The sequence below is a fragment of the Streptomyces sp. NBC_00237 genome (assembly GCF_026342435.1).
GTDB lineage: Bacteria > Actinomycetota > Actinomycetes > Streptomycetales > Streptomycetaceae > Streptomyces.
Map to the genome: position 1 here is coordinate 1,567,507 of NZ_JAPEMT010000002.1, position 15,003 is coordinate 1,582,509.

14 protein-coding genes are annotated in these 15,003 nt (G+C 70.3%); 6 read left to right on the forward strand and 8 right to left on the reverse strand.

Going from position 1 to position 15,003, the window contains the following annotated elements:
- The first annotated feature begins 59 nt into the window (after positions 1-59).
- Both gabT and OG897_RS20740 read left to right on the forward strand, forming a co-directional pair.
- Positions 60-1,403, forward strand: a complete 1,344-nt coding sequence (gene gabT, locus OG897_RS20735) for a 4-aminobutyrate--2-oxoglutarate transaminase (RefSeq protein ID WP_266658694.1) — start codon at positions 60-62, stop codon at positions 1,401-1,403.
- Between the two features lie 418 nt (positions 1,404-1,821).
- Positions 1,822-2,394 (forward strand): phosphatase PAP2 family protein, encoded by a 573-nt coding sequence (locus OG897_RS20740; protein ID WP_266658695.1) that lies wholly within the window; start codon positions 1,822-1,824, stop codon positions 2,392-2,394.
- Here OG897_RS20740 and OG897_RS20745 read toward each other — a convergent pair.
- The 7 genes from OG897_RS20745 to OG897_RS20775 form a co-directional block, all read right to left on the reverse strand.
- Positions 2,372-2,863, reverse strand: a complete 492-nt coding sequence (locus OG897_RS20745) for a hypothetical protein (RefSeq protein ID WP_266658696.1) — start codon at positions 2,861-2,863, stop codon at positions 2,372-2,374. The two genes, OG897_RS20740 and OG897_RS20745, sit on opposite strands and share 23 nt — an antisense overlap.
- 181 nt (positions 2,864-3,044) lie before the next feature.
- Positions 3,045-4,463: an FAD-binding oxidoreductase gene (locus tag OG897_RS20750; RefSeq protein WP_266658697.1), complete on the reverse strand. Its 1,419-nt coding sequence runs from the start codon at positions 4,461-4,463 to the stop codon at positions 3,045-3,047.
- Between the two features lie 34 nt (positions 4,464-4,497).
- A complete protein-coding gene (locus tag OG897_RS20755) occupies positions 4,498-5,319 on the reverse strand; it encodes an ABC transporter permease (protein WP_266658698.1) in 822 nt (273 codons plus the stop codon).
- Complete coding sequence (locus OG897_RS20760) at positions 5,319-6,239, reverse strand: ABC transporter permease (protein WP_266658699.1); 921 nt, start codon at positions 6,237-6,239, stop codon at positions 5,319-5,321. The genes OG897_RS20755 and OG897_RS20760 overlap by 1 nt, the downstream gene beginning before the upstream one ends.
- Positions 6,236-7,387 (reverse strand): ABC transporter ATP-binding protein, encoded by a 1,152-nt coding sequence (locus tag OG897_RS20765; RefSeq protein ID WP_266658700.1) that lies wholly within the window; start codon positions 7,385-7,387, stop codon positions 6,236-6,238. The genes OG897_RS20760 and OG897_RS20765 overlap by 4 nt, the downstream gene beginning before the upstream one ends.
- Positions 7,388-7,496: 109 nt before the next feature.
- A complete protein-coding gene (locus OG897_RS20770; protein WP_266658701.1) occupies positions 7,497-8,756 on the reverse strand; it encodes a PotD/PotF family extracellular solute-binding protein in 1,260 nt (419 codons plus the stop codon).
- A 46-nt stretch (positions 8,757-8,802) separates the two neighbouring features.
- Entirely contained in the window at positions 8,803-10,317 is a 1,515-nt protein-coding gene (locus tag OG897_RS20775; RefSeq protein ID WP_266658702.1) for a gamma-aminobutyraldehyde dehydrogenase, read from the reverse strand.
- Between the two features lie 206 nt (positions 10,318-10,523).
- Between OG897_RS20775 and OG897_RS20780 the strand changes: the two genes are divergently transcribed.
- Positions 10,524-11,069 (forward strand): NADAR family protein, encoded by a 546-nt coding sequence (locus tag OG897_RS20780; protein ID WP_266658703.1) that lies wholly within the window; start codon positions 10,524-10,526, stop codon positions 11,067-11,069.
- A 399-nt stretch (positions 11,070-11,468) separates the two neighbouring features.
- Here OG897_RS20780 and OG897_RS20785 read toward each other — a convergent pair whose 3' ends face one another.
- Positions 11,469-12,122: a DUF4190 domain-containing protein gene (locus OG897_RS20785; RefSeq protein WP_266658704.1), complete on the reverse strand. Its 654-nt coding sequence runs from the start codon at positions 12,120-12,122 to the stop codon at positions 11,469-11,471.
- Positions 12,123-12,285: 163 nt separating this feature from the next.
- Between OG897_RS20785 and OG897_RS20790 the strand changes: the two genes are divergently transcribed.
- The 3 genes from OG897_RS20790 (at position 12,286) to OG897_RS20800 (ending at position 14,944) form a co-directional block, all read left to right on the forward strand.
- Positions 12,286-13,311, forward strand: coding sequence for an adenosine deaminase (locus OG897_RS20790; RefSeq protein ID WP_266658705.1), 1,026 nt, complete (start codon positions 12,286-12,288; stop codon positions 13,309-13,311).
- Positions 13,312-13,375: 64 nt separating this feature from the next.
- Positions 13,376-14,116: a glycerophosphodiester phosphodiesterase gene (locus OG897_RS20795; RefSeq protein ID WP_266658706.1), complete on the forward strand. Its 741-nt coding sequence runs from the start codon at positions 13,376-13,378 to the stop codon at positions 14,114-14,116.
- A gap of 54 nt (positions 14,117-14,170) precedes the next feature.
- A complete protein-coding gene (locus OG897_RS20800) occupies positions 14,171-14,944 on the forward strand; it encodes an SAM-dependent methyltransferase (RefSeq protein ID WP_266658707.1) in 774 nt (257 codons plus the stop codon).
- Positions 14,945-15,003: the final 59 nt, after the last annotated feature.

The window sequence follows — 15,003 nt, forward strand, 5'->3', positions numbered from 1 at the left end:
CCCTAGCCTGCGGAGTAACCGAAGCGTCCGATTCACCCCATCCCCACCAGGAGCCCCTCATGAGCGCAGTCCCGCAGGAGCGCCGCGTCGTCACCGCCATCCCCGGCCCGAAGTCGCAGGAGCTTCAGGCCCGCCGCACGGCGGCGGTCGCCGGTGGGGTGGGTTCTGTACTTCCCGTGTTCACGACGCGCGCCGGTGGCGGCATCGTGGAGGACGTCGACGGCAACCGCCTGATCGACTTCGGCTCCGGCATCGCCGTGACCTCGGTCGGCGCGTCCGCCGAGGCCGTGGTGCGCCGCGCGACCGCGCAGCTCCAGGACTTCACGCACACCTGTTTCATGGTCACGCCGTACGAGGGCTACGTCGAGGTCTGCGAGCAGCTCGCCGAGCTGACGCCGGGCGACCACGCCAAGAAGTCGGCCCTGTTCAACTCCGGCGCCGAGGCCGTCGAGAACGCGGTGAAGATCGCCCGCGCGTACACCAAGCGCACGGCCGTCGTCGTCTTCGACCACGGCTACCACGGCCGTACGAACCTCACCATGGGCATGACCGCCAAGAACATGCCGTACAAGCACGGCTTCGGTCCGTTCGCCCCGGAGATCTACCGCGTCCCGGTCGCGTACGGCTACCGCTGGCCGACGGGTGCCGAGAACGCGGGTGCCGAGGCGTCCGCCCAGGCCATCGACATGATCACCAAGCAGATCGGCGCGGAGAACGTCGCCGCGATCATCATCGAGCCGGTGCTCGGCGAGGGCGGCTTCATCGAGCCCGCGAAGGGCTTCCTGCCCGCGATCTCGAAGTTCGCCACCGACAACGGCATCGTGTTCGTCGCGGACGAGATCCAGTCCGGCTTCTGCCGCACCGGCCAGTGGTTCGCGTGCGAGGACGAGGGTGTCGTCCCGGACCTGATCACGACCGCCAAGGGCATCGCGGGCGGTCTGCCGCTCGCCGCCGTGACGGGCCGCGCCGAGATCATGGACGCCCCGCACGCGGGCGGCCTGGGCGGCACGTACGGCGGCAACCCGGTGGCGTGCGCCGCCGCGCTCGGCGCGATCGAGACGATGAAGGAGCTGGACCTCAACGGGAAGGCGAAGCGCATCGAGGAGGTCATGAAGGGCCGCCTCGCCGCGATGGCGGAGAAGCACGACGTCATCGGTGACATCCGCGGCCGTGGCGCGATGATCGCGATCGAGCTGGTCGTGTCCGGCACCAAGGACGGGGACAAGACCCCGAACGCCGCCGCTGCCGCCGCGCTCGCCAAGGCGTGCCACCAGGAGGGTCTGCTGGTCCTGACCTGCGGAACCTACGGCAACGTGCTGCGTTTCCTGCCGCCGCTCGTCATCGGCGAGGACCTGCTGAACGAGGGCCTGGACATCATCGAGAACGCCTTCGCGGGCATCTGATCCGTACCGGGCGGGAAGCGCCGAGAGTCCGCCTGTGAAGAACGTGTGGGGGGCCAATGGCGGGATCGGGGTCCCGCTGTCGGTCCCCCCGCTCCTGCCGTACGGTTCCTGACAGATGAGAGAAACACCCCGCCCGCAGGGGACTGCGGGCGATTCCGGGGCGGGGCTTCCGCAGCACTTCCCTGGTCGTGCCTTCGCGCACAACACCCCCGGAGCCTCTGGCTCCGGATCTCTTCACCGATCGGACGACGGTACGCCCCACACCCCCCGGGGCGTCCGCCACTCCGGTCCGCCCGACTGCCCCGGAGCTTCCCCCCCTGCTCCGGGGCAGTCGGCATGTCCGCGCACCTTCCCGCGCGCGTTCCTGCTCACGCTCGTAGCGGCCGCGCTGCTCTTCGCCCTGGTCACCTGGCAGGTCGTGGCGCACGGGCCGCTGTGGCACGCCGATGTGCGCCTCGACCGGGCGGTCGTCGGCTCGGGGCCCCGGTGGCTCACCGGGTTCCTCGCCGACCTCGGCAGCATGCGCGTCGCGCTCCCAGTCCTCGCGGCGGCCGTCGCACACGCGCTGTGGCGGGGCCTGCGGGCGGCGCCGCTCGCGGCCGTGCTCGCCATGGGGGCGGTGCCGCTCCTCGTCGTACCGCTGAAGGCCGGGATCGACCGGCCCGCACCGCTGGACGCCGCGCTGTCGGGGTACTACCCGTCGGGGCACACGGCGACGGCGGCCGTCGCGTACGGCGGGGCCGCTCTGCTGCTGCACGCCTGCGGGCACGCCCGATGGCCGATGCCCGTCGCGACGGCCCTGTCGCTCGCGACCGGCACCGGTCTCGTCCTGCACGGCTACCACTGGCCGCTGGACGTGGTGGGCAGCGGGTGCCTGGGCGTGCTGCTGCTGGGGCCGCTGCGGTGGCTCGGACGACGGCCGCTCAGCCGTCCGCCGCTCAGCCCCCGGCCCCTCGGCCGTGGGCCGCTCAGCCGTCGCCCTCGGGCCTGAGGTCCCGCTCCGCGCGCTGCGCCCGCACCATCCGGCTCGCCGCCTCGTGCATCGCCAGTTCCAGGATCGTGGGGTCCGTGAGGGTGCCCCGGCCGTCCGGGGCGACCAGCCAGCGGACGCCTCCGGTGGTGGCGCGGCCCGGGTACGGGACGACGATCCAGGTGCCCCGCCCCGCGCCCCGCACCCCGGTACCGAGCCAGCGGGCTGCGGTGCCCGCGGGGACGAAGAACCCCATGCGGGAGTCCCCGAAGTCGGCGAGCACGGGGCCCGGGCGGTCGACCAGGCGGGTCAGTACGTCGAGGGTGGGGTAGCCGAGTTCGCCCGGCAGGATCAGGACGTCCCAGTACCTTCCGGCGGGCAGGAGCGCGACGCCCAGGGGGTTGCGCTCCCACTCCCATCGGCAGGCGTCGGGGTCCGGGGCCACCGAGACCAGCCATTCCACTGCGGTCTTCGCTTCCGAGCCAACCATCGCGGGCGGGCCTCCTTCTTCCTTCGCTGTGCACGGATCAGTGCGTACACAGGAGAGAAGGGGGTCGGGCCGGACTATGACGCGGGTTTCGCTACTTGTTGGTAGTGAGGTGGGGTCACCGCAGGTAACAGTTGTGCGCCCCCGGGGAAACCGGGGGCGCACACACCTGTGGAGCAGGGGCTCAGCTGTCGAAGCCCAGGCCCACCTTGTCCATGGCCTTCAGCCACAGGTTGCGCTTGCCGCCGTTGTCGTCGGAGCGCGCCATCGAGCGCTTGGTGATCTCGATGCCCGCCCAGGCGATCGGCTCGGGCGGGAACGGGAGCGGCTTGCTGCGGACCATCTCCAGCTCGGTGCGCTCGGTCTTCCTGCCGTCGAGGAGGTCGAGCATGACCTCCGCGCCGAAGCGGGTCGCGCCGACGCCGAGGCCGGTGTACCCGGCCGCGTACGCGACCTTGCCCGCGTGCGCCGTGCCGAAGAACGCGGAGAAGCGGGTGCAGGTGTCGATCGCACCGCCCCACGCGTGCGTGAAGCGCAGGCCCGCGAGCTGCGGGAAGCAGGTGAAGAAGTGCTCGGCGAGCTTGAGGAAGGTCTCCGGGCGGGAGTCCAGTTCGCCGCTGAGCTTGCCGCCGTAGTGGTAGACGGCGTCGTAGCCGCCCCACAGGATGCGGTTGTCCTCGGAGATGCGGAAGTAGTGGAACTGGTTGGCGCTGTCTCCCAGGCCCGCGCGGTTCTTCCAGCCGATCGAGGCGAGCTGCTCCTCGCTGAGGGGCTCGGTCATCAGCGCGTAGTCGTAGACCGGGACCGTGAAGGGCCGCAGCCGCTTCACGAGCGACGGAAAGACGTTGGTGCCCAGCGCCACCCTGCGGGCGAAGATCCGGCCGTACGAGGTGCGCACGGCGGTGCCGCCCGCGTCCGAGGCGAGCTGGGTGCCCTTGGTGTTCTCGTAGATACGGACACCGAGGTCGAGGCAGGCCCGCTTGAGGCCCCAGGCGAGCCGGGCCGGGTTGAGCATGGCGACGCCGCGTTTGTCCCAGAGGCCGCCCAGGAAGGTCGGCGAGTCCACCTCGGCACGGACGGCGTCCGCGTCGAGGAGCTCCATGTGCGCGGCGAGACCGAGCTTCTCGGCCTCCTCGTACATCTCCTTCAGCTCTGCGAGCTGGTGCGGCTCGGTGGCGACGTCGATCTCGCCGGTGCGCTCGAAGGCGCAGTCGATGCCGTACGTCGCGACGGCCTCCTCGATGGCGTCGAGGTTGGCCTCGCCGAGCGCTTCGAGCTTCTCGATCTCGTCCGGCCAGCGGGCGATGCCGTTGCCGAGCCCGTGGGTGAGGGACGCGGCGCAGAATCCGCCGTTGCGCCCGGAGGCGGCCCAGCCCACCTCGTTCGCCTCGATGAGGACGACGTCGCGCTGCGGGTCGCGCTCCTTGGCGATCAGCGCGGTCCACAGTCCGCTGTAGCCGCCGCCGATGACCAGCAGGTCGCAGCGCTCGTCGCCGGTGAGCGACGGCTCGGGGGCGGGGCGGTCCGGGTCGTCCAGCCAGAACGACAGCGGCTTCGCGCCGGAAAGGGATTGTGCGGCAGTACGCATGGCGACCGGGGCCATGGTTTCCAACTCCTTCAAGCTCCTCGAAGAGGAACTACTTGGGTGATGCGCTGTTCTTCCGGCGGCCGGCGATGAACTGGCCGCCGAGGACCACCAGTACGGCGATGACGAACATAGCTGTACCAATGACGTTGATTTGTACGGGTGTGCCGCGCTGCGCCGAGCCCCACACGAACATGGGGAAGGTGACGGTCGAGCCCGCGTTGAAGTTCGTGATGATGAAGTCGTCGAACGACAGCGAGAAGGCCAGCAGCGCGCCCGCCGCGATGCCGGGTGCGGCGATCGGCAGGGTCACTCGTACGAAAGTCTGAACCGGACCCGCGTAGAGGTCGCGGGCCGCTTCCTCCAGCCTCGGGTCCATCGACATGACGCGCGCCTTGACGGCCGTCACGACGAAGCTGAGGCAGAACATGATGTGGGCGATGAGCACGGTCCAGAAGCCGAGCGGCGCGCCCATGTTGAGGAAGAGCGTGAGCAGGGAGGCCGCCATGACGACCTCGGGCATGGCCATCGGCAGGAAGATCAGCGAGTTGATCGCACCGCGCGCCCGGAAGCGGTAGCGGACCAGCGCGAAGGCGATCATCGTGCCGAGTACGGTCGCGCCGAGCGTCGCCCAGGCGGCGAGCTGGAGCGAGAGCGCCAGCGATCCGCACAGGTCGGCGACGCCGCACGGGTCCTGCCAGGCGTCCGTGGAGAACTTCTGCCACGCGTAGTTGAAGCGCCCGTTCGGCTTGTTGAACGAGAAGACCATCACGACGACGTTCGGCAGGATCATGTACGCGAGCGTCAAAAGACCCGCGATGACGACAAAATTGCGGCGAAGCCACTTGATCGGTGTTTTCAGAGATGCGGCCATCAGACGAGGTCCTCCGTCCCGGACTTGCGCATGTAGACGGTGACCATGATCAGCACGATCGCCATGAGGATGAAGGACAGCGCGGCGGCCGTCGGATAGTCGAGCACCCGCAGGAACTGCGACTGGATGACCGAGCCGACCATCTTGGTGTCGGTCGAGCCGAGCAGTTCGGCGTTGACGTAGTCACCGGCCGCCGGGATGAAGGTCAGCAGCGTGCCGGAGACGACACCCGGCATGGACAGCGGGAACGTCACCTTCCGGAAGGTCGTCGCCGGGGTCGCGTACAGGTCGCCCGCCGCCTCGTGCAGCCTGCCGTCGATCCGCTCCAGCGAGGTGTAGAGCGGCAGGATCATGAAGGGCAGGAAGTTGTACGTCAGACCGCAGACCACCGCGAGCGGCGTGGCCAGCAGACGGCCTCCCTCGGTCCAGCCCAGCCAGCTCGTCACGTCCAGGACGTGCAGGGTGTTGAGGACGTCGACGACCGGCCCGCCGTCCGCGAGGATCGTCTTCCAGGCGAGGGTGCGGATCAGGAAGCTGGTGAAGAACGGCGCGATGACCAGCACCAGCACCAGGTTCCGCCAGCGCCCCGCCTTGAAGGCGATGAGGTACGCGAGCGGGTAGCCGAGCAGCAGGCACAGGATCGTCGCCGTGCCCGCGTAGAGCAGCGAGCGGACGAACTGCGGCCAGTACTCGGCGAGTGCGTTCCAGTACGTCTGGAAGTGCCAGGTGACCTTGAACCCGGCCTCCAGGGAGCCCTCCTGGACGGAGGTCGACGCCTGGTAGACCAGCGGCAGTGCGAAGAAGACCAGCAGCCACAGGATGCCGGGGAGCAGCAGCCAGTACGGGATGAGGCGCTTGCGCGTCGACGCCTTGTGGACCGGGGGGTCTGTCGTGACGGGAGGGGCGTCGGTGACGGTCACGAGGCGTCCTCCACCGACTGCACGCCCGCGTCGATGGCCTGGTCGGCGTCGAGGCCGAAGGTGTGCTCCGGGTTCCAGTGCAGGACGACCTCGGCGCCGGGGGCGAGGCGGGAGTCGCGCTCGACGTTCTGGACGTACACCTCGAAGTCGGCGCAGGCGGGGCTGTCCACGATGAACTGGGTGGAGACGCCGATGAAGCTGGAGGCGGTGATGCGGCCGGTCATGCGGTTGCGCCCGTCGGGGATCTTGCCCGCGTCGTCGGTGGGCGTGATCGACACCTTCTCGGGGCGGACGCCCACGAGGAGCTTGTCGCCGGTGGAGGTCTGGGCCTGACATCGCTTGCCGGGCACCTTGATCTTGGCGTCGCCGCAGGTCACGGTGATGACGTCGGAGGTGGTGGCAGCGACCTCGGCCTCGATGAGGTTGGAGGTGCCGAGGAAGTTGGCGACGAAGGTGGTCTGCGGGTTCTCGTACAGGTCGGCGGGGGCGCCGAGCTGCTCGACCCGGCCGCCGTTCATGACCGCGACCTGGTCGGCCATCGTCATGGCCTCCTCCTGGTCGTGGGTGACGTGCACGAAGGTGATGCCGACCTCGGTCTGGATGCGCTTGAGCTCCAACTGCATCTGACGGCGCAGCTTGAGGTCCAGGGCACCCAGCGGCTCGTCGAGGAGCAGCACCTGCGGGTGGTTGATGAGGGCGCGGGCGACGGCGACGCGCTGCTGCTGGCCGCCGGAGAGCTGGTGCGGCTTGCGCTTCGCGAACTGCCCGAGCTGGACGAGGTCGAGCATGTCGTCGACCTGCTTCTTCACGGACTTGATGCCTCGGCGGCGCAGCCCGAAGGCGACGTTCTCGCTGATGTCCAGGTGCGGGAAGAGCGCGTAGCTCTGGAAGACGGTGTTCACCGGGCGCTTGTACGGCGGCAGGTGCGTGACGTCCCGGTCGCCGAGGGAGACGGTGCCGGTGGAGGGGTCCTCCAGTCCGGCGATCATCCGCAGCGTCGTCGTCTTGCCGCAGCCGGACGCGCCGAGCAGGGCGAAGAAGGAGCCCTGCGGGACGGTCAGGTCGAGCGGGTGCACGGCGGTGAAGGAGCCGTAGGTCTTGCTGATCCCGGCGAGGCGGACGTCGCCGCCTTCGGTCTTCTGAGTCATGGGTTGCGGTCCCAGGGGGGAGTCGGGGTACGGCAGGAATGCGTGGGGGGCCGCCCGCACGCGGTGACACGTGCGGGCACCGGGTGGCGCCGGCCCTCGTGGAGGGCGGCTAGGCGCCGATGAGCTTGGCGAACTTCTCCTCGTACGTCTTCTCCTCCGCCTCGCTGAGCGTGCGGAAGGGATGCGCCTTGGCCGCCATCTCCTTGTCGGGGAGGATCAGCGTGGAGTCGGCCAGCGCCTTGTCCAGCTTGGCGAGTTCCTTGGCGACGCCCTCGACGGGGCAGACGTAGTTGATGTACGCGGCGAGCTGTGCGGCGGGTCCTGGCTCGTAGTAGTAGTCGATCAGCTTCTCGGCGTTGGTCTTGTGCCGGGCCTTCGCCGGGACCAGCAGGTTGTCCGAGGAGGAGATGTACCCGGCCTTCGGGATCGCGAACTTCACCGACGGGTTGTCCGCCTGGAGCTGTACGACGTCACCGGCCCAGGCCACGCAGGCGGCCAGGTCGCCCTTCTCCAGGTCGGACGTGTAGTCGTTGCCGGTGAAGCGGCGGATCTGCTTGCTGTCGACGCCCTTCTGAAGCCGGGCGACGGCCGCGTCGTAGTCGTCGCCGGTGAACTGCGCGGGGTCCTTGCCCAGGTCGAGCAGCGTCATCCCGATGCTGTCGCGCATCTCCGACAGGAAGCCGACCTTGCCCTTGAGCGCGGGGTCGTCGAGGAGCTGCGAGATCGAGTCGACCTTGCGCCCGCCGGTCGCCTTCTCGTTGTACGCGATGACCGTGGAGATGCCCGTCCAGGGGTACGAGTAGGCGCGGCCCGGGTCCCAGGCGGGGCTGCGGAACTGGGCGCTGAGGTTGGCGTACGCGTGGGGCAGGTGCGTGGGGTCGAGCTTCTGGACCCAGCCGAGCCGGATCAGCCGGGCGGCCATCCAGTCGGTGACGCAGATGAGGTCACGGCCGATGGCCTGGCCGTTGTTCAGCTGCTGCTGGATCTTGCCGAAGAACTCGTTGTTGTCGTTGATGTCCGCCGTGTATTTGACGGATATCCCGGTGCGCTTCGTGAAGGCTTCGAGGCTCGGATAGCCCTTGTCGTTCTCGCCGACGTCCATGTACTCGGTCCAGTTGGAGAAGACGACCTGCTTCTCCTCGGCCGAGAAGTCGTCCGAGACTCCTGCCGCCGCCTTGTCCTTGCCGCCCGCGGCCGGAATGCCGCAGGCGCTCAGCGCGCCGATGCCGCCGAGGGCGAGGGCGCCGCCGCCCGCGGCGCGCATCAGCGAACGGCGGGTGAGTGCGCCCCGGCCGCTGGTGATGCTGCGCCGCGTGGCTCTCTCCACCGCGCTCGTGGCGGTGGCTGACCCGTGCTGGAACTGCTCCATGCGCGATTGCCCTTTCGGGTGGGTTGCCGCTGGTGAGGCGGACTCTTTATCGGTCCCCGAAGATCGTGCGGTGCCAGTCCTTGCGGGCCACCGCGGTGTTGTCGAACATGACGTGCTTGACCTGCGTGTACTCCTCGAAGGAGTACGCCGACATGTCCTTGCCGAAGCCGCTGGCCTTGTACCCGCCGTGCGGCATCTCGCTGAGGATCGGGATGTGGTCGTTGACCCACACACAGCCCGCCTTGATCTCGCGGGTGGCGCGGTTCGCGCGGAACACGTCGCGGGTCCAGGCCGAGGAGGCCAGACCGTACGGAGTGTCGTTGGCGAGCTCGATGCCCTCGTCGTCGGTGTCGAAGGGCAGGACCACCAGGACGGGGCCGAAGATCTCGTCCTGGACGACCTCGCTGTCCTGGGCGGCGTCGGCGATCAGGGTCGGCCGGTAGTACGCGCCGTCCTTGAGGTCGCCCTGCGGGGCCTCGCCACCGGTGACGACGCGGGCGTAACCGCGTGCCCTGTCGACGATGGCCGCGACCCTGTCGCGCTGGGCGAAGCTGATGAGCGGGCCGAGGTCGGTGGTCTCCGCGAAGGGGTCGCCGAGACGCACGGACTCCATGAGCTCCGCGACGCCCGTCACGAACGCGTCGTACAGCGGACGCTGGACGTAGGCGCGGGTGGCGGCGGTGCAGTCCTGGCCGGTGTTGATGAGGGCTCCGGCGACCGCGCCGTTGACCGCCGCTTCGAGGTCGGCGTCGTCGAACACGACGAACGGGGCCTTGCCGCCCAGCTCCAGGTGCAGCCGCTTGACCGTCGAGGTGGCGATCTCGGCGACGCGCTTGCCGACCGGGGTGGAGCCGGTGAAGGACGTCATGGCGACGTCCGGGTGGCCGACGAGGTGCTCGCCCGCGTCCTTGCCCGCGCCCGTGACGATGTTGACGACTCCGTCGGGAAGCCCGGCCTCCTTGGCCGCCTGCGCGAACATGAGCGAGGTGAGCGGGGTCATCTCGGCGGGCTTCAGCACGATGGTGTTGCCCGCGGCGATGGCCGGGAGGATCTTCCAGGCGGCCATCTGGAGCGGGTAGTTCCAGGGCGCGATGGACCCGACGACGCCGATCGCCTCACGGCGGACGTACGAGGTGTGGTCGCCGTCGTACTCCCCGGCGGACTTGCCCTCCAGGTGGCGGGCTGCCCCGGCGAAGAAGGCGACGTTGTCGACCGTGCCCGGTACGTCGAACTCCCGCGACAGCTTGATGGGCTTGCCGCACTGGAGCGACTCGGCGTACGCGAAGTCCTCGGCCTGCTCGGCGAGTACGGCGGCGAACCTGTGCATCGCGTCGGAGCGCTCGCCCGGGGTGGCGCCGGACCAGCCGGGGAAGGCCGCCTTGGCCGCCGCCACGGCGGCGTCGACCTCGTCTCTTCCGGCCAACTCGTACGTGTAGATCCCCTCGCCCGTGGCGGGGTTCACGACCGTGTGAGTACGACCCGAGGTACCGGGACGCAACTGCCCGCCGATGTACTGTGCGCCGCCTGCGAAGCGGTCCTGCACCTGGAAGCGGTTGCCCATGACGCTCTCCTCCGCCGCTCACCCCGTCATACGGGGGTCGGCGTAGCTCCAGCTTGATTTGATTGCCGATCCTGACAGAGCAGTTCGCCACCAACAAGTGATTCCGTTGTTGCCTTTTGGTTACGCGACGGATTCGGTCGACCGTGTGTCGAGTCGGCGAGGAAATTCCGTACGGAGTGTCAGTGGCGGATGTCAGACTCGCATGCATGGGGAAGATCGAAGAGCTGGCGGCGCAGGTCAGCAGGGGCGAGCGGGTGAAGTTCCTGCACTTCTGGGGTCACCGTCCGCGACCGGACGGGGCGCTCGGGCCGAGCGTTTTCAGCCAGTGGTGGCCGTCGCCGTTCACCGTCGACGGGGTCGCGTACGCCACCGCCGAGCACTGGATGATGGCCCGCAAGGCGGTGCTCTTCGGCGACGCGGAGGCGGAGCGGGCGGTGCTCGCGGCCTCCTCGCCCGCCGCCGCGAAGAAGGCGGGCCGACTGGTCCGCGGCTTCGACGATGGGGCCTGGGTAGCCGCGCGCTACGACATCGTCGTCTCCGGCAACATCCACAAGTTCACCCAGCACCCGGACCTGGGCGCGTACCTGCTCGGCACGGGCTCCCGCGTCCTGGTCGAGGCGAGCCCCCTCGACCGCATCTGGGGCACGGGGCTCGCCGCCGACGATCCCCGGGCGGACGTTCCCTCCGCCTGGCCCGGCCAGAACCTCCTGGGCTTCGCCCTGATGGACACCAGGGCTGCACTGGCTCGCTGAGTACGCGTCCCCTCGCGGAGCCCTCCGGCCCCCGACCACGGGGGTACCCCCCAGCCCCCTCGGACGGCGGGGCTTATCCCCTCCGCTTCCGCCCAGCCCCCTCGGACGGCGGGGCCTGTCCCCTCCGCTTCCGCCTCGTCCCCTTGGGCGGCGGGGCCGCCCCCCGGGGGCGGAACGGGCGGGCAAGGGGGCGGCCCCCCTCGCTCCGGGCCCACCCCGGTGCCGCCCGCCGTTACCTCGCCCCACGGGTGCGCCGCACCCCGGTGCGCCTGCGGCGAGCCGCCCCAGACCCACCCCTTCACCTAAAGCGCTCGCCGCGCGGCTGTCCCGGACACGTGCGGGTGCGTTGGGGCTGGTCGCGCAGTTCCCCGCGCCCCTAAAGGGGCGCCCCTGAATGCCTCACCCCTGGTGCGTCACCACCGCCCACACGATGAAGCCGATGATCATCACACCGATCGCGATCCCGATCGACCCCGTGATGATCCCCGCCAGAGCCATCCCGCCATTCGTCGCCTCACCCCGCGCCGCCTTCTTCCGCCCCATGATCCCGAAGATCAGGCCCAGCACACCCAGGATCACGCTGAGCACGCCGTACATGCAGAAGAGGCAGATGGAGAGGATGCCCAGCACCATCCCCGCCACGCCGAACCCGTTCTGCGGCTGCCCCTGCCCGGTCCACCCGGTGCCCCCGGGGTACCCCGGGTAGCCCGGATATCCGGGGTACGGCGCGGCCCCGCCCGGTGCTCCCGGCGTCGTCGGGTACGCGGGCGGATACCCGTACTCCCCTGCCGGAGCCCCCGACGGATACCCGTAGGCCGCGGGAGCGGCGGGAGCGGCGGGCAGCCCGTCCGTCCCCGCCCCCGGCATCGACGTCATCGTCGGCTGGTCGTGCACGGGATGCGCGGAGGGAGCGCCCACAGAACCCGGCGCACCCGCCCCCGGCTTGACCATCGGCACCCGGTTCACCGAGTCCTCCGGCGGCGCCCACGGGTCCGGAGCCCCCGCAGGTCCCGTGGATTCCGGTCCGTTCGGCTGCGGCGTGCTGTCTGACATGGCTCTCCCCCATAGGCGATTCCCGGTCATGCTACGACGTACCCCACATGGCCCAGTGCCCCGCCTACGATGATCCCGAACCGTCCACGACGCGCCCGTATCCCGATCCGTACACCCCTGGTACGCGCCCGCCGCAGGACCCGTACCGCACCAGGAGGACCCGATGTCAGACCTGCGCCCCTTCGTCGCGGGCCTGCCCAAGGCAGAGCTCCACGTCCACCACGTCGGTTCCGCCTCTCCCCGGATCGTCGCCGAGCTGGCCGCCCGGCACCCGGACTCCACGGTGCCCACCGACCCGGAGGCGCTGAAGGAGTTCTTCACCTTCACCGACTTCGCGCACTTCATCGACGTGTACCTGTCCGTGGTCGACGTGATCCGCACCCCCGACGACGTCCGCCTCCTCACCTACGAGGTGGCCCGCGACATGGCCCGCCAGAACATCCGGTACGCCGAGCTGACCGTGACCCCGTACAGCTCGACCCGCCGGGGCATCCCGGAAGCGGCGTTCATGGAGGCCATCGAGGACGCCCGCAAGGCCGCCGAGTCCGAACTCGGGGTCGTCCTGCGCTGGTGCTTCGACATCCCCGGCGAGGCGGGCCTGGAGTCGGCCGAGGAGACGGTACGGCTCGCCCTGGAGCACCGCCCCGAGGGGCTGGTCTCCTTCGGGCTCGGCGGGCCGGAGATCGGTGTGCCGCGCCCCCAGTTCAAGCCGTACTTCGACAGGGCGATCGAGGCCGGTCTGCACTCCGTCCCGCACGCGGGCGAGACGACGGGCCCCGAGACCGTCTGGGACGCCCTGGGCGACCTGCGCGCCGAGCGGATCGGGCACGGCACGAGCGCCGTCCAGGACCCGAAGCTGCTCGCGCACCTCGCGGAGAGGCAGATTCCGCTGGAGGTCTGCCCGACCTCCAACATCGCCACCCGCGCCGTCGCCACCCTCGACGAGCACCCGATCAAGGAGATGGTCGCGGCGGGCTGCCTGGTCACGATCAACAGCGACGACCCGCCGATGTTCGGCACCGACCTGAACAACGAGTACGTGGTCGCCGCCCGCCTCCTGGACCTGGACGAGCGGGGCGTGGCCGAGCTGGCGAAGAACGCGGTCCGCGCCTCCTTCCTGGACGAGTCCGGCAAGGCGAAGCTGGCCGCCGAGATCGACGCGTACACGACCGCCTGGCTCGCCCGCTGAAACCGGCGGGAGGTCCGCCGGTCTCAGCGGGCGGCCTCTCGCCGCATCGCCTAAGAATGACCCCATGAGCGCCGACCGTCACACCGTCCTCGCCTCGGCCCTCCGCGACTCCGTCCTCGCGGTGGGCCACCGAGGCGACCCGTACCGCTTCCGCGAGAACACGCTCGCCTCGATCCGTTCCGCGCTGGACCGGGGCGCGGGCGCGGTCGAGGTGGACGTACGGCTGACCCGCGACGGCGTGCCCGTCCTCCTGCACGACGAGAAGCTGGAGCGGCTCTGGGGCCACGACCGCTGGCTCGTCGATCTCACGAAAGCCGAGGTCGACGACCTGACGGGGCACGGCGTGCCGACTCTGCGCGAGGCGATCCTCGCGGTGGGCCCGCACCGTCTGATGCTCGACCTCCCCGGCGCGCACGACGAGGTCGTACGCAAGGTCGTGGGCACCGTCCACGAGGCGGGCGCGAGCGAGCGCACGTACTACTGCGGAGGCCCCTCGGCGATGCTCCGCGTCCGCGCCGCCGACCCGCACGCGGAGACTGCCCTGACCTGGACGACCGTCGCCCCGCCCCGCCCCGAACTGCTCGCCGCGCTCACCCCGCGCTGGCTGAACTGCCGCTTCGGCATCGTCGACCGCCCGCTCGTCGACCACTTCCATCGCAGCGGTCTCCTGGTGTCCGCCTGGACTCCTGACACGGCCCGCAGCATGCACGGTCTGCTCGTCGCGGGCGTCGACGCGATCACCACCAACCGCCTCGGCCTGCTCTCCCGCACCATCACCAAGTACCGCGCCGCCCAGCACCATTGACCCGTCCGGCATCATGACGTTCCGTCACCCCCACACCGGAGGAGAGAACGCCCGATGCCCGAAGAGATACGTACCGACATCGCCCACAACGCCCGCGTCTGGAACTACTGGCTGGGCGGCAAGGACCACTACCCCGTGGACGCCGCCGTGGGCGACCGGGTCACCTCCCTCTACCCGAGCATCGGCGAAGTCGCCCGCGCCGACCGGAAGTTCCTCGGCCGCGCGGTGTCGTACCTGGCGGGCGACGCGGGCATCCGGCAGTTCCTCGACATCGGCACCGGTCTGCCCACCGCCGACAACACCCACGAGGTCGCCCAGCGCATCGCCCCGGACTCGCGGATCGTGTACGTCGACCACGACCCTGTCGTCCTGGCCCACGCCCGCGCCCTGCTGAAGGGCACCCCCGAGGGCCGCACCGACTACGTGGACGCGGACGCCCGCGACCCGGAGAAGATCCTCGAAGCCGCCGCGCGGACCCTGGACCTGGACCGCCCGGTCGCCGTCATGCTGCTGGGCATCCTCAACTTCGTACCGGACACCGGCCAGGCCCGGTCCGTCGTACGCACCCTCCTCGACGCCCTCCCGCCGGGCAGCCACCTCGCCCTGACCCACCCGACCCTGGAACTGGGCGGCGAGGGCAACGAGGCGGCGATGGCGTTCTGGAACGAGAACGCGACCCCGCCCATCCGGACCCGTACGGGCGCGGAGTTCGCCTCGTTCCTGGACGGCCTCGACCTCCTCGAACCGGGCGTCGTGTCGTGCGCGCGGTGGCGCGGCGAGGACCCTTCGGTGGCCCAGTTCGGCGCGGTGGCGGTCAAGCGCGCGTGACGCCTCCGCTCCGAGCGCGCGTCCGGCCCCGGGCCCGCGTCCGCTCCCGCGCGGCGGAC

Coding starts and splice junctions, on each gene's coding strand:
- OG897_RS20745 (WP_266658696.1), bottom strand. CDS start 2,863: ATGGTTGGCTCGGAAGCGAAGACCGCAGTGGAATGGCTGGTCTCGGTG.
- OG897_RS20790 (WP_266658705.1), top strand. CDS start 12,286: ATGTCAGACCTGCGCCCCTTCGTCGCGGGCCTGCCCAAGGCAGAGCTC.
- OG897_RS20755 (WP_266658698.1), bottom strand. CDS start 5,319: ATGGCCGCATCTCTGAAAACACCGATCAAGTGGCTTCGCCGCAATTTT.
- OG897_RS20795 (WP_266658706.1), top strand. CDS start 13,376: ATGAGCGCCGACCGTCACACCGTCCTCGCCTCGGCCCTCCGCGACTCC.
- OG897_RS20765 (WP_266658700.1), bottom strand. CDS start 7,387: ATGACTCAGAAGACCGAAGGCGGCGACGTCCGCCTCGCCGGGATCAGC.
- OG897_RS20770 (WP_266658701.1), bottom strand. CDS start 8,756: ATGGAGCAGTTCCAGCACGGGTCAGCCACCGCCACGAGCGCGGTGGAG.
- OG897_RS20750 (WP_266658697.1), bottom strand. CDS start 4,463: ATGGCCCCGGTCGCCATGCGTACTGCCGCACAATCCCTTTCCGGCGCG.
- OG897_RS20785 (WP_266658704.1), bottom strand. CDS start 12,122: ATGTCAGACAGCACGCCGCAGCCGAACGGACCGGAATCCACGGGACCT.
- gabT (WP_266658694.1), top strand. CDS start 60: ATGAGCGCAGTCCCGCAGGAGCGCCGCGTCGTCACCGCCATCCCCGGC.
- OG897_RS20800 (WP_266658707.1), top strand. CDS start 14,171: ATGCCCGAAGAGATACGTACCGACATCGCCCACAACGCCCGCGTCTGG.
- OG897_RS20775 (WP_266658702.1), bottom strand. CDS start 10,317: ATGGGCAACCGCTTCCAGGTGCAGGACCGCTTCGCAGGCGGCGCACAG.
- OG897_RS20780 (WP_266658703.1), top strand. CDS start 10,524: ATGGGGAAGATCGAAGAGCTGGCGGCGCAGGTCAGCAGGGGCGAGCGG.